The sequence below is a fragment of the Myxococcus sp. MISCRS1 genome (assembly GCF_026626605.1).
In the GTDB taxonomy this organism is placed as follows: Bacteria; Myxococcota; Myxococcia; order Myxococcales; family Myxococcaceae; genus Myxococcus; species Myxococcus fulvus.
Genome location: NZ_JAPNKB010000001.1, coordinates 4,972,651 through 4,986,277 on the forward strand (window position 1 = coordinate 4,972,651; position 13,627 = coordinate 4,986,277).

The 13,627-nt window shown below is 70.2% G+C and carries 9 protein-coding genes; 6 read left to right on the top strand and 3 right to left on the bottom strand.

What is annotated here, in order from left to right; translation table 11 throughout:
* Positions 1 to 44: 44 nt before the first annotated feature.
* The 5 genes from OWM54_RS19605 to OWM54_RS19625 all read left to right on the top strand — a co-directional run bounded on the left by OWM54_RS19605 (position 45) and on the right by OWM54_RS19625 (position 6,595).
* Positions 45 to 797 carry a MotA/TolQ/ExbB proton channel family protein gene (locus OWM54_RS19605; protein WP_267698468.1) on the top strand — a complete coding sequence of 251 codons (753 nt, stop codon included), beginning with the start codon at positions 45 to 47 and terminating at the stop codon, positions 795 to 797.
* On the top strand, positions 781 to 1,188 hold the full coding sequence (locus tag OWM54_RS19610; protein WP_046710473.1) for an ExbD/TolR family protein: 408 nt from the start codon (positions 781 to 783) through the stop codon (positions 1,186 to 1,188). Before OWM54_RS19605 ends, OWM54_RS19610 begins: the two co-directional genes overlap by 17 nt.
* 9 nt (positions 1,189 to 1,197) lie before the next feature.
* Positions 1,198 to 1,623, top strand: coding sequence for an ExbD/TolR family protein (locus OWM54_RS19615; RefSeq protein ID WP_141324143.1), 426 nt, complete (start codon positions 1,198 to 1,200; stop codon positions 1,621 to 1,623).
* Positions 1,624 to 1,988: 365 nt separating this feature from the next.
* The gene (locus OWM54_RS19620) at positions 1,989 to 5,189 is read left to right on the top strand and encodes a TonB-dependent receptor domain-containing protein (RefSeq protein WP_420715381.1); all 3,201 of its coding nucleotides are present in this window, start codon (positions 1,989 to 1,991) and stop codon (positions 5,187 to 5,189) included.
* 26 nt (positions 5,190 to 5,215) lie between these two features.
* The gene (locus OWM54_RS19625) at positions 5,216 to 6,595 is read left to right on the top strand and encodes a hypothetical protein (protein WP_267698469.1); all 1,380 of its coding nucleotides are present in this window, start codon (positions 5,216 to 5,218) and stop codon (positions 6,593 to 6,595) included.
* Positions 6,596 to 6,769: 174 nt separating this feature from the next.
* Here the strand turns inward: OWM54_RS19625 and OWM54_RS19630 are convergent, their stop codons facing one another.
* The 3 genes from OWM54_RS19630 to OWM54_RS19640 form a co-directional block, all read right to left on the bottom strand.
* On the bottom strand, positions 6,770 to 7,288 hold the full coding sequence (locus OWM54_RS19630) for a hypothetical protein (RefSeq protein ID WP_223751853.1): 519 nt from the start codon (positions 7,286 to 7,288) through the stop codon (positions 6,770 to 6,772).
* A 156-nt stretch (positions 7,289 to 7,444) separates the two neighbouring features.
* Positions 7,445 to 8,551, bottom strand: a complete 1,107-nt coding sequence (locus tag OWM54_RS19635; protein WP_267698470.1) for a metallophosphoesterase family protein — start codon at positions 8,549 to 8,551, stop codon at positions 7,445 to 7,447.
* A gap of 178 nt (positions 8,552 to 8,729) precedes the next feature.
* Positions 8,730 to 10,103 carry a hypothetical protein gene (locus OWM54_RS19640; RefSeq protein ID WP_223751855.1) on the bottom strand — a complete coding sequence of 458 codons (1,374 nt, stop codon included), beginning with the start codon at positions 10,101 to 10,103 and terminating at the stop codon, positions 8,730 to 8,732.
* A gap of 449 nt (positions 10,104 to 10,552) precedes the next feature.
* On the opposite strand from OWM54_RS19640, the gene OWM54_RS19645 reads away from it, so the two are divergent.
* Positions 10,553 to 13,381: a protein kinase domain-containing protein gene (locus tag OWM54_RS19645; protein ID WP_267698471.1), complete on the top strand. Its 2,829-nt coding sequence runs from the start codon at positions 10,553 to 10,555 to the stop codon at positions 13,379 to 13,381.
* The last annotated feature ends 246 nt before the right edge of the window (positions 13,382 to 13,627 follow it).

Genomic DNA, 13,627 nt, shown 5'->3' on the forward strand with positions numbered 1-13,627 from the left:
GTCGTCTGTCTCACCCCGCACCTGCCCCCCAGGAGCACCTCGTCATGAACTTCAATCTTCGGGACATCTACAACCACATGGGCGTGTTCGCCCTGGGCATCGCCTGGACGCTGATGCTCTTCGCCGTCGCGTCCCTGGCGGTGTTCTTCGAGCGTCTGTTCGTCTTCTTCCGCTCACGCGCCAGGTCCCGCGTCTTCGCCGCCCGCGCCGGCCAGCTCCTCCTGCAGCAGCAGCACGAGGCGCTGGTGAAGGAGGCGGAGGGCACGAAGGGCAGCCACCTGGCGATGCTGCTCGGCGGTGGCATGAAGACCTTCCTCGCCAAGTCCAAGCTGCCCGCGGGCAAGCTGGGCCCGGTGGAGCTCACCCGCCGCGAGCTGGTGCGCATCAACGAGCGCGTCAGCGCGGACGTGCGGCGCGGGATGTCCGTGCTCGCCACGGTGGGCTCGGTGGCGCCGTTCGTCGGGCTGCTCGGCACGGTGGTCGGCATCATCGAGGCCTTCTCCGGCATCGCCAAGGAGGGCTCCGGCGGCCTGGGCGCGGTGTCCGCGGGTATCGCCGAGGCGCTCGTCGTCACGGCGCTGGGCCTGCTCGTCGCCATCCCCGCGGTGCTGATGTTCAACTTCCTGTCGACGCGCGCGGACTCGCTCCAGCTGTCGCTGGATGCGGCGCGCAGCGAGCTGATGGACCACCTGGAGGACATGTCCACGGACAAGCGCCCGGGCGCCAACAACGGCGCCGTGGCCACGGGCCCGGAGACGGTGGCGCGCCGGGAGGGGCTCGATGTCCGCCCGGCGTAGCAGCCTCACCCCGGAGATGAACGTCACGCCGCTGGTCGACGTGGTGCTCGTCCTCCTCATCATCTTCATGGTGGTGACGCCGCAGATCGAGTCGGGCGCGTCCGTGGAGCTGCCCGCCGCGACGAACCCGGACAAGGAGAACAAGGAGCTGGAGCCCACCACGGTGAGCCTGGCCACCAACGGGTTCTTCTACCTGGACCGCAAGGAGCTCAAGAAGGACGCGCTCATGGTGGAGCTCAAGGCGCTGCGCGAGAAGAAGCCGGACTCGCCCGTGGTGCTCAAGGCGGACCGCGGCGTGCGCTACTCCGAGGTGCGCGGGCTCTTCAAGAGCATGCAGGAGATGGGCTTTCCGGGCATCAACCTCCAGGTCGTCGAGAAGAAGGGCCCGTAGGAGCACGCCATGGCATTCGACCTCGGTGGAGCCAAGGGCGGCCTTCGCCCCTCGATGAACGTGACGCCGCTGGTGGACGTGGTGCTCGTCCTCCTCATCATCTTCATGGTCGTCACGCCGCTGATGACCAAGCAGATGTGGATGACGGTGCCGGCCAAGCCGGACAAGGAGGACACCACGCCTCCGCCTCCGGACGCGCTGCCGCCGGTGGTGCTCACGGTGGACCGCGCGGGCGTGTTGCGCATCAACCGGGAAGAGGTGCCGAGGGACCAGGTGGTCACCCGGCTCCAGCGCATGCTCAACGCGCGCCCGGACAAAATCGTGTTCTTCGACGCGGGCGACGACGTGCCCTACGGCGCCGCCATGGAAGTGCTGGACCTCGCCCGGGGAGGCAATCTCACCGTGGGCGTGCTGCCTGACAAGCTCGCGGACTGAGTCTTCCGCGCGGCGGCGGGTCGTGACCTCGAGTTTGCGATCCGCCGCCTGAATCGTCACAAGCCATCCATTCCAATGCCATCCGTATCGCGTTGTTTACGGCGCGACCGTTGGCAAGGAGAGTCGTGTTGTCTCCCGCAAGCTTTTCGCGCGCCCTCGTGGCCGCGCTCACCCTCATCACCAGCCCCGCGTTCTCGCGGATGAACGGCCAGGAGCCCGTCGCTCCCGCCGTGGCGGCCCTCGGTCAAACCCCTTCCAGCCCCGGCGGGGAGAGCACGCCGTCCGGGACGGAGACGCAGGTCGTCCCGCCCGTGACGGACCCCAACGCGCCCCCGTCGGAGGAGCTGCGCCCCTCGGCGCCCGGCATGGCGCCCGCGCCCGACGGGACGAAGCAATCACAGACACCTCCGCACTCACCCGCGCCGAACACGCCGCGGTCTGGTGCCACGCAGGCTCCCGCTGCCGCGCAGCCGGGCGCCACGCAGGCCCCCGCCGCCGTGCAGCCCGATGTCTCGCAGCAGGGCTCCACCGCACAGCCGGACGGCTCGCAGCCGGGCGCCACGCAGGCTCCCGGTACGGTGAAGCCGAATGGCTCGCAGCCGGGCGCCATGCAGGCTCCCGGCACGGTGCAGCCGAATGGCTCGCAGCCGGGCGCCACGCAGGCTCCCGCCACCGTGCAGCCTGATGGCTCGCAGGCTCCCGCCACCGTGGCCACGCAGCCCGATGGCGCGCAGCCCCCGGGCGCCGTGCAGCCGGATGGCTCGCAGGCTCCCGCCACCGTGCAGACGCCGGGCGCCGAGGAAGTCCCGACCGAGGGCATCGCGACCGACGAAGCCGTGACGGCCGAGGACGAGGAGATGATGGCCGAGGCCTCCGAGCCCCCCGCGGGCTTCACGGGCGTCTACGGCAAGGTCGTCGACGAGACGAACCAGGAGGGCCTCATCGAGGCCACCGTGAAGGTCGTCACGGGCGCGCAGAAGCAGGCGCTCACGGACCTGGACGGCAACTACCGGCTCGCGCTCCCCCCCGGCAAGTACGACCTGCGCGTCTTCTACGACGTGTACCAGGGCCGCCGAATCACGGGCGTCATCGTCACCCAGGGCAAGGCCACCAAGCTCGACGTCGCGCTCAGCGCCGACGTGGGCGCCGTGCAGGAGGTCGTCGTCGAGGCCCGCGCGGACCGCCGCGCCGAGGGCGCCCTGCTCCAGGAGCGCAAGAAGGCCGCCGCCGTCTCCGACGCCATCAGCGCCCAGGAGATCTCCCGCACCCCCGACTCCAGCGCCTCCGACGCCGTCAAGCGCGTGGTCAGCGCCACCGTCGTCGATGGCCGCTACGTCCTCCTGCGCGGCCTGGGCGGCCGCTACACCACCACCCTGCTCAACGGCGCGCTCCTGCCCAGCCCCGAGCCCGACGAGCCCAGCGTCCCGCTGGACCTCTTCCCCACGTCCCTGCTCGCCAACCTCAACGTGGTCAAGAGCTACACCGCCGACCTGCCCGGCTCCTTCGGCGGCGGCACGCTGCTCATCGAGACCAACACCTACCCCAGCCAGTTCGAGTTCAAGCCGCGCATCACCTTCGGCGGCGACACCGAGTCCACCTTCCAGGGTCGCAACGCCCAGCGCGGCGGCGGCGCCATGGAGTTCCTCGGCTTCCCCGGCGACACCCGCCGCCTGCCCGCAGCCATCCCCACCGACCACGCCCTGGGCAACGGCGGCGAGTCGCGCGAGGAGCTGACCCGCCAGTGGAACAGCTTCAACAACGTGTGGAACGCGCGCCGCACCACCGCGCTGCCGAACATGGGCCTGAGCGCGTCGCTCGGCGACACGCTGCGCTTCGAGAACAAGCGCCTGGGCTACCTGGCCACCGTCAACTACGGGCACCGCGAGAACACCCAGCGCACCCAGTACACCAAGGCCGCGTATGACCTGCGCGGCGACTTCGTCAGCTACGACGACGCCCAGACGCAGCTGGGCACCGAGGTCGCCAACCTGAGCGGCCTGGCCAGCGTGGGCTACCAGTTGGACCGCGACAACGAGCTGACCCTCTTCAGCCTCTACACCCGCGGCACCGAGACGCGCACCACCACCAGCGACGGCGTGGATTCGCTCAAGGGCGACCTCTACCAGGGCAGCCGCCTGCAGTTCATCGTCCGGCAGCTGTCCTTCAACCAGCTGCGCGGCTTCCACCGCATCGGCCTGTTCGGCGACTCGGAGGTGGACTGGCAGGCCAACTTCTCCCGCGTGGACCGCGACGAGCCGGACACCCGCGACTCGCTCTACAGCGACAACCTGGGCAACCCCTCCGGCGGCATGTCCTTCCCCAACCAGGCCAACAGCGGCGAGCGCTTCTTCGCCGACCTGGGCGAGACGTCCTTCGGCGGCAGCCTCAACGTCACCGTGCCCTTCAGCGACGTGCGCGTGAAGGTGGGCGGCCTCACCCAGCTGTCCTTCCGCGACTTCCGCGCCCGCCGCTTCCGCTACAGCCTCAGCCCCAACTCGGACGTGGACCGCTTCCTGCCGCCCGAGGTGCTCTTCAGCAGCGACTACCTGGGCAACGGCATGCGCATCCAGGAGAGCACCCGTCCGGACTCGGACGCGTATGACGCGTCGCTGGGCATCTTCGCCGGCTACGTCACCGCGGACGTCACCCCCACCGAGTCCCTGCGCCTGGTGGGCGGCGTGCGCCTGGAGAGCTCGCGCCAGGAGCTGGTCGCGCTCAACCAGTTCACCGACGTGGAGGCGTCTCGCAACGACGTCAACTACCTGGACTGGCTGCCGTCGCTCAACGCCATCTACGCGCTCACCCCCACGGTGAACCTGCGCGCCGGCTACAGCTACACGCTGGCGCGGCCGTCCTTCCGGGAGCTGGCGCCCTTCTCGTTCTACGACTTCGTGCGCCGCCGCAACATCTCCGGCAACCCGGACCTGGTGCAGACGCGCATCCACAACGTGGACGCCCGCGTCGAGTGGTTCGCCGGGGAGAACGAGGTCCTCGCCGCCAGCGCCTTCTACAAGCGCTTCCAGAACCCCATCGAGCGCGTCATCAACTCCGTGGGCTCCGGCGACATGAACTTCGAGAACACGCCGGCCGCCAACACCTACGGCCTGGAGCTGGAGGCGCGCGCGTCGCTGGGGCGCCTCACCCCCACGCTGCAGCCGGTGAAGGTGGGCGCCAACCTCACGCTCATCCAGTCCGAAATCGATCTGGGCAACGTGCAGGGCCTGCAGACGAACTCCAAGCGCCCGCTGCAGGGCCAGTCGCCCTACGTCATCAACGTCAACCTCGGGTACGAGCGGCAGCAGAGCGGCACGGAAGTGGCGCTGCTCTACAACGTGTACGGCCGCCGCATCGCCGAGGTGGGCACGGACAACCTGCCGGACGTCTACGAGCAGCCCTTCCACCGCGTGGACCTGGCCGTCACGCAGAAGCTCACCGAGTCGACGCAGCTGAAGCTGACCGCGTCCAACCTCCTCAACTCCCGCATCAAGTTGCAGCAGGGCGACATCGCCCTCGTCGAGTTCCGCCCGGGCCTCGCGTTCTCCGCGTCGCTGGGCCTCTCCCTGTAGTTCCCCTCCCGAAAGGAAGTCTCGTCATGAAGCGCTTGTTCGCCTCCCTCTTCATCATGTCCAGCCTGGTGGTTGGTGCCGCCGGCTGCGGCGACGACGACAAGAAGGACCCGCCTCCCACCAACCCGGAGCCCACCAACCCGGAGACGGTGGAGGTCTCCCAGGACATCACCGCGGACACGACCTGGAAGGCGGGCAACACCTACGTGCTGAAGAAGTACGTCTTCGTCAACAGCGGCACGCTCACCATCGAGGCGGGCGCCACGGTGAAGGGTGAGACGGGCAGCGCGCTCATCATCACCCGCAACGCGCGCATCAACGCGGTGGGCACGGCGGACAAGCCCATCGTCTTCACGTCCTCCAAGGCGGAAGGACAGCGCGAGGCGGGCGACTGGGGCGGCGTGGTGCTGCTGGGCAAGGCGCGGCTGAACGTCTCCGGCGGTGAGACCACCGTCGAGGGCTTCTTCGCCACCAGCGGCAACGAGCAGACGAAGTACGGCGGCCAGGACGACGCGCACAGCTGCGGCACGCTGAAGTACGCGCGCATCGAGTTCGCCGGCTTCGAGCTGGCGCCGAACAACGAGCTCAACGGCCTCACCGTGGGCGGCTGCGGCTCCGCGACGGACATCGACTACGTGCAGGTCCACCTGGGCCTGGACGACGGCATCGAGATGTTCGGTGGCACCGCGCCCCTCAAGCACATCGTCATCACGCAGGCGGACGACGACGCGCTGGACTACGACCTGGGCTACACGGGCAAGGTGCAGTTCCTGGTGGTGCAGCAGAGCCCGCGCGTGGGCGACCGCGGCATCGAGGCGTCCAGCCACAAGACGACGCCGACGCAGGAGCCCATCAGCGCGCCGGAGATCTGGAACGCGACGTTCATCGGCTCCAACGCGGACCCGGGTGGCAACCCCTCGCAGGAGGGCCTGGTGTTCAACACCGGCGCCGGCATCCGCCTGCGCAACGCGGTGGTCGCGTACTTCAAGGACCAGGCGGTGGACGTGGACGGCGAGGCCTCCGCGGCGCTGTTCAACGAGGCCGGTGACTCGCGGCTGTCCATCCGCAACACCTTCTTCTGGGACAACGCGAACCTGACGGACACCATCCCGTTCGCGCCGAATCCGAAGGTGGAGGGCGGCGTGACGGTGGACCCGGACGTGAGCCGCTTCAACGAGGCGGAGAAGATCCTGGTCTCCGCCAACGGCGTGAAGGTGCAGGACCCGCAGCTGACGGACGCGACGAACCTGACGGCGCCGAACTTCCTGCCGAAGGCGGGCTCGCCGCTGCTCAACCCGGACAACGCGGCCACGCCGGGCGCGGGCTTCGACACCAGCGCTCGCTTCGTGGGCGCGTTCGGTACGACCAACTGGATGGCTGGCTGGACGGCGTTCCCGCAGAACTGAGTCGTCTCGGGTGTACCCGCCCGGCGTCCGTGCGTTGAGCGCGGAGGTCGGGCGGTCTCGTGGCCCGGCGCGGGTCTCTTCCGGAGGGGGGCTCCGGGAAGGCCTCGCGTCCGGGCCGCGGTTTTTCAAGGCAGTGGGTGCTGCCCTCCTCCGTGTGACGCGACTTCCCTCGCGCTACGCGGAGGGCAGCACGCCGTTGCCCTCGTGGGCGATGGCCAGGGACTCGGCGGTGGCGCCCTCGGAGAAGAGGGACGCGCCCTGCGCGGGACGCGCCTTGGGGGGGCGGCCCCGGCGCTTCGGCGCGTTCTCCTCGTTGCCGTTCGCCGCGGCCACCGGCTCCGAGGTGGCGCCCTCCGACTTCGGCCCCTTGCGCACCGGACGCGGCAGGTGGATGGCGTCCAGCTTCGTGGCCAGCTCCGGGTTCTCCTCGGAGAACACCCGCGCGTAGGCCAGCGCGCGCTGGCCCTTCTGCAGCAGCGCGTCCTGGCTCTCCTGCAGCCCCTGGCGCGCCGCCTCCAGCGCCGCCTGCGCCTGGGCCACCGCCTCCGCCTTCGCTCGCACCTGCGCCGCGGCGTCGTCCAGCACGTCCCCGCTCATGTCCGGGAAGCGCACCTCCGCCAGCTCCGTGGTGAACAGCTCGAGCAGCGCACGCAGCGCCGGGGAAATGGGGTCGTTCTCGTTCGAATCGAACATGGCGGGCCTCCTGGCTCCTCGCGGTAGGGCCGCCATCTGCTCACGTGTTCAGTGTCAGATCAAGAGGGTACGCTGCGAGGCCGGATTGTCGGCCCCGCGCGCGTTTCCTCCCACACACCGCCGGCTGACGCTTCGTTCAGTGCCGACGTTCCGGCGTCAGTCCACGCGCACCAGGGCCGCCTCGCGCAGCCCCTCGTTCGCGCCGACGTCCACCGCGAGGTAGTGACGGCCCACCCCATCGAAGGTCTCCGGAATCGCGCCGCCGCCTCCGGAGATGAAGGCCGGGATGCCCGCGTTGGTGAACGAGTAGTACGAGTGGATGTGGCCATAGAGCGTCAGGTCCACGCCCTCGCGCGCGAGCTTGCCGACCAGGCTCGCGGACTCGCCGCGGTTCGCGAAGCCGCCGCCGCGCAGGCCCACCGGGTCCTGGGGCGGCACGTGCATCGACACCACGTGCGTGCCGTGTCGCGACGACGCGAGCCACCCGTCGAGCTGCTCCTCCACGATGGGGTCCAGCGTGCCATTGCTCGAGTCCACCACGGTGAAGCGCACACCCTGGAAGATGAAGCTCTGGTTGCCCCGGCCCACGAGCGCCGTGTACTCCTCCGCGTCCTTCGAGAAGGTCTCGTGGTTGCCGAGCGTCGCGTACAGCGGGATGGGCGAGCCCGCCTCCAGGCGCTCCTGGAACTCCAGCAGCTGCTCGCGCGTGCCGTTCTCGGTCAGGTCTCCGGAGAAGAGGATGAAGCGCAGCGTGGGGTCCTTCGACAGGCGCGCGTAGATGTCTCCCACCCGAGGCAGCGCCTCCTGTACGTCCGCCAGCGCCGCGAAGCGGAACGGCTCCGCGGAGTCCCAGCCCGGCGGCGCGACGTGCAGCTTCGCCACCGCGCCCGCGCGCAGTTGCACGCGCCAGGTCTTCACCGTGCGAATCGAATGGGGCACGGGCTCCACCGCGAGCAGTTCGCCGTCCTCCAGCTCCGCGACGAGCTGTGCGTCCGGCATCGCGTTGCGGACCGTGATGAGCCAGTTCGTCGTCGCGCTCGCGTCCAGCGTGGCGCGCGCGGTGAAGACCGGGGCGTTGCCCCACAACGTCACGCCTCCGGACTCCACGCCGCGCACCGCCGCGAGCCCGTCCTCCACCACGAGCGAGAGTCCACCGCCCTCCGCCTGCCCGACCTTCAGGTCGCGCATCGCGCGGTTCTCCGCAGGACGCAGACACCCCGCCAGCAACAGCGCCGACACCACGCCCACGCTTCCGAGCCGCATCACAGCGCTCCTCCCTGACCCGACACGCCGACACCACGCGTCCTCGCGCCCTGCTTCGCGGCGCGACTCCCATGCAACGTCAGCGCGGACCTGAGAGACCGACGCCTCGCCACTTCGGTCCTCTCCCGCGTCCGCTCACGACGTCCCGACGCGGAGTCGGTACACATGCGCTCGTGCATCACAGGTCACCTCCGAACGCGTAGATGAGCGACAGGCGTCCGACGAGCGCTCCACCCGCCTGCGCCTCCGCGGCCACGCCCCACGCGTCCGTCAGCAGCACGCGCCCGCGCAGACCGAAGTTGCCCACCACGCCGCCGCCCAACGAGCGCACCCCGCCCGCGAAGTCATCCTTGCGATGGTCGTAGTACAGCATCGCCTCGCCCCTGAACGGCCCGCCTCCGCGCCCCAGCCACACGCCGTAGCCGAACGTGAACAGCAGCTGGGTGTGCAGGTTCCCGTCGTCCACCGGGCCGAAGTACGTGTAGCCCTGCATCGACATGCCCAGGCTCACCTCGGCGAACGAGCCCGCCAGGGACGGGCTCACCCGCGCCATCGCGTAGCGGCCTCGCAGCCCCACGTCTCCGCCGATGACGGCGAAGCCCTCCGTGGGGAAGCGGTGGAACAACCCGACCAGCTCCGCGTCCAGCGAGGACCCGTCCGAGCCTTCGAGCCTGCGCTCCGACACCCCGAGCAACCGATACGCCCCGCCCACCCGCACCTGCGTGTTGCCCTCGTCCGGCGCCAGCCTCGCGGTGGCCCGGAGCTGCACCTCGTCGAAGCGCGCCACCGCGCCCAACGACACGAAGTGGTCGTAGTCGAACGACGTGTCGCTCACGTACTGGTAGCCCATCTCCAGCTCCAGCGGCGGCAACGACGGCGGAGGCACCCCCGGGTCGAACGCCGGCGACGCCACCGAGTACAGGTTCGCGAGCGCCGAGATGCCGAACACGCTGAAGCCCGCCAGCGTCACCGCGTACAGCGGCGCGATGGTCTTCCGCGACGCACCCGTGAGCGCGATGGGCACGCCGCCCAACGCGATGAGCCCCAGCCCCGTGCCCTCCAACGCGAACAGCCGCTTCGCCGTGTGCCCATCCCCCGCCACCGCCGGCGCCAACCCGTGGAACAAGAGCCCCGGCACCACCGACACCACCGCGGGCAGCACCTTGAACTCGCGCGGCCCGGCCGTCGACGACGCGGGCATCAACGTCAACGCGCCCTCGCTCGGCGCCACCGTGGCTCTGCTCGCCAGGTCCCTGTCGGTCAGGACCCTGAGCGGGAAGTCCGACTCGCCTTCGAGGTGCTCGTCCGGGGAGGACGTCTGCGCCTCGGGAGGCTCCACCCCCGGCCGCATCGCGGGCCCCACCGTGACGCGACCTGGCAGGTCCCTCGGGATGTCCGACCCGCCCAGCTCCGGACTCCGGGCGAGCAGATCGAACGCGGAGGGTCTCACCGCCTCCAGCTCCTGCGCCCGCCCACGCATCGGCAACGCGAGCAATGCGCCCATCACCACCAGGGCAAGGGGCCTCGAGCGGGAGGACAGCTCGGACAACATCGGCGTCGCCTCGTTTCTCCGGAAGAAGGCCGACCGCCCTCCACCACCGGCCCGCGCGGCCGTGCCGGCCTACATAACCGCCCTTCCCCCGCGCGCGCCGGACACGTCCGTGAAGAAATGTGAAGCGACCCGACAGTCTCGGGCGCGGCTCCCACAACCCTCCGGAATCACGGCGACTCTTCGCCACAATCCCCCGGACCCCGGATTATCCCCCGACCGCGACGAATCATTCTGAGACCCCCAGCCCCCTCAGTCCGAGAGCTGTCACACCCCCGCGACAGGCCACCCGGGCGAGGTGAGGGATGACTCAGGTCTCGGTTTTCCACCAGGCCCCGAGGCACGGAACACCCTGGTGACGCGTTCGCATGCGACTGGAGCCCGTTCCGGGACTTTCAATGGAACAAGAGTATGCTTGGTGTTTCACGACGACCTGACCTGGCCTTGTAAACGTGGCGGAATCCCCCCCTCAGCAGTTCGGCAAGTACGTCCTTCTTTCGAAGATTGCCGCGGGCGGCATGGCCGTCACCTACCGCGCCCGGATGACGGGGGCCGCGGGCGTCACGAAGCCTTGCGTCATCAAGCAGATCCTCCCCCACTTCGTGGACGAGGCGGACTTCGTCGAGATGTTCATCGGCGAGGCGCGGCTGGTGGCCAGCATGAGCCACAGCAACATCGCGCAGGTCTTCGACTTCGGCGAGGTGGGCGGCCAGTACTTCATCGCCATGGAGCTGGTGCAGGGCCAGCCCTTGTCCAAGGTGCTGCGCCGCGCGCAGCGCGCGGGCATGGGGTTCTTCCCGGAGCCGCTCGCGCTGCATGTGGCCAGCAAGCTGTGTGACGGCCTGGACTACGCGCACCGCCACGTGGGCGAGGACGGCGTGGAGATGGGCCTGGTGCACCGGGACGTCTCGCCCGACAACGTCCTCATCTCCTACGAGGGCGAGGTCAAGGTCATCGACTTCGGCATCGCCAAGGCCACCAGCGCCGTGGAGGCGAAGACGTCTCCGGGCACGCTCAAGGGCAAGTACCCGTACTTCTCCCCGGAGCAGGCGCAGGGCCGGCAGGACCTGGACGCCCGCACGGACGTGTACGCGGCGGGCGTGGTGCTCTACGAGATGGTGTGCGGCAAGCGCCCCTACGAGGGCGAGTTCGTCACCGTCCTGCCGCGCATCCTCACGGGGGACTGTCTGCCGCCGTCGGCGAACAACCCGACGGTGAGCCCGGACTTGGAGACGGTCATCGGCAACGCGATGGCCATCGACCGGGAGGCGCGCTACCAGACGGCGAAGGAGCTGAGCGAGTCGCTGGTGGAGCTGCTCTACCGCGACAACCCGCGCTTCACGCCGACGATGCTGTCGCAGCTCATGGCGTACCTCTTCGCCGAGGAGCTGATGGCGGAGGGGCGCAAGGCGGAGGTGACGCCCGCCTTCAAGGAGCAGGTCGCGCTGTGGCAGGCGGGCATCGTGGAGCCGTCGCAGGGCCGGGCCCGGCCCCTGTCGTCGGGGAGCGTGTCGCGGCCCTCGAGCCCCGGCATGCGCTCCAGGCCCGGCAGCGAGGGAGGCGCGCGGCCCCCGAGTGACGGCGCGCGACGCTCCGCGCCGGGCAGCAACCCCGACATGCGCAAGGTGTCGAGCGCGGGTGGACGCCGTGCGACGAACACCGGCATCCCGCGCGCGGAGACCACCGGCGCGGGCCGCAAGTCCGGCTCCTACGAGCGCCCCGGTCCGCCCGTCCCGGAGCTTCCGGACGAGCCCGCCACGGACGCGGGCATCGACATCCTCAAGACGTACGTGCCCACGGTGGTCCCCGCCGCCGTGGCCGCGATGGGCGACGACCCCCGGGACACGCCGGTGGAAATTCCCGTCGTCACCGCGCAGGCGGTGGCGCCGCAGCCCTCGGGTTCGGCGCGCACGTATACGGGGACGGGGTTCCGCACCGCGGCGGACGAGGCTCGCGAGAAGCTGGCCCGCGAGGAGGCCGAGCGCGGGGCGAAGCGGCAGAAGGACATGCGGACGATGACCCTCTACATGTTCGGGTCCGCCATCGTCCTGCTGTTCGTCGCGCTCTTCTACCACTTCGTCATCAAGTCCGACCCGCCCCCGGAGGCGGTGGCGGTCCACACCACCACGCTGCGAATCACGTCCACGCCCGCGGGCGCCAGCGTGAACCTCAACGGCAAGGACGTGCCGGGCAAGACGCCCGTGACGCTGGACGGCGTGCGCGTGGGCGAGGCCAACACCCTGGCGCTCACGATGCCCGGGTATTCGACGTGGATCCGCCGCTTCACCCCGGCGTCGGTGTTGCTGGAGCCGATGAACGCGGAGCTGGAGGCGCTCAAGCCTCCGGAGCCCGCGCCCGTCGCGGTGGCGCCCGTGGACGACAAGGCGGATGACGACGTCGTGTCCCTCGTCGGGGCCGAGCAGGATGGCGGCGGCGCGGCGACGGACGACGCGGGCACGGTGGCCGTGGCGGCGGAGGGCAAGCCCGCCGAGCAGCCGCAGGCCGCGGTCGAGAAGATGACCGCGTCGCAGCGGGCACTTCATGAGGTGGACTACCCCACGCGGCTGTTGGTGCTGCGGCCCCAGTACAACGCGGCGCCCATCCCCGAGTACTCGACGGCCTCCATCGACCTGAACCCCTCGCTGTCCTACTCGGTGTGGACGCAGGGCAGCGCGTCGCTGGCCGAGGGTCGGGGGACCGCGTCGGGGACGCTGGTGTACTTCATCGAGGGCGAGGGCCCGGCGGACTCGAGCTTCGGGTTGTTGAGCGCGTCCACGCGGACCATCAAGAACGCTCGCAGGCTGCATGTGTTCGCGGTGGATGACAATGGGCCGGAGGACAACAGCGGCACGGTGCGCGTGAACCTCCGGCAGTCCGCGTATGTGCCTCCGCGCTCGCTCACGTTCGACGCGAAGGAGCACGCCCTGCAGCTCAAGCCCGAGCACCAGGTGGTGCTGCGCGGCCTGAATCCGCGCGCGACGTACCTGTTCACGGTGCGCGACGACTTCGCGGAGGTGCGCCCCGGGGCGAATGGGCGCATCCAGCAGATGCTGTGCGTCGAGCGGGGCACGGAGCCGGCCTCGGTGCGCGCCACCCATCGCATCCTCGAGACGGGCAAGCGCTACCAGATCACCGACACCGAGGATCTGCGCTGCTTCTTCCCGGACGTGAAGCGCGAGGACAACCAGGGCGCGCTCGAGGTGGACATCGTCGATGCCACGGCGATGACGCGCAAGGAGCGCGCCGCCGCGCTCAAGGGCTCGCGCCGCTCGGAGCGGTAGTCAGGCCCAGTCGGAACGGACGCTTCTCGCGAGCGGCGTCCTCCTCGTGGCGCCGCCATCCAGGGAGGTCGGCCGCGCGGAGAGGCGGTGGACGCGGACGACAGACACGCGGGCCCCGGCTTCGCTCGCTCACGTGCCCAGGTGCTGGGTCGACCTGCCCCCTCCGCTCTGGGGTAGCAGGCGACGGGGCGAGCCCTCCATGCGCCTCCCGGTCGGCGAGCATGAGCCGGAGCCGTTCATCGGGGG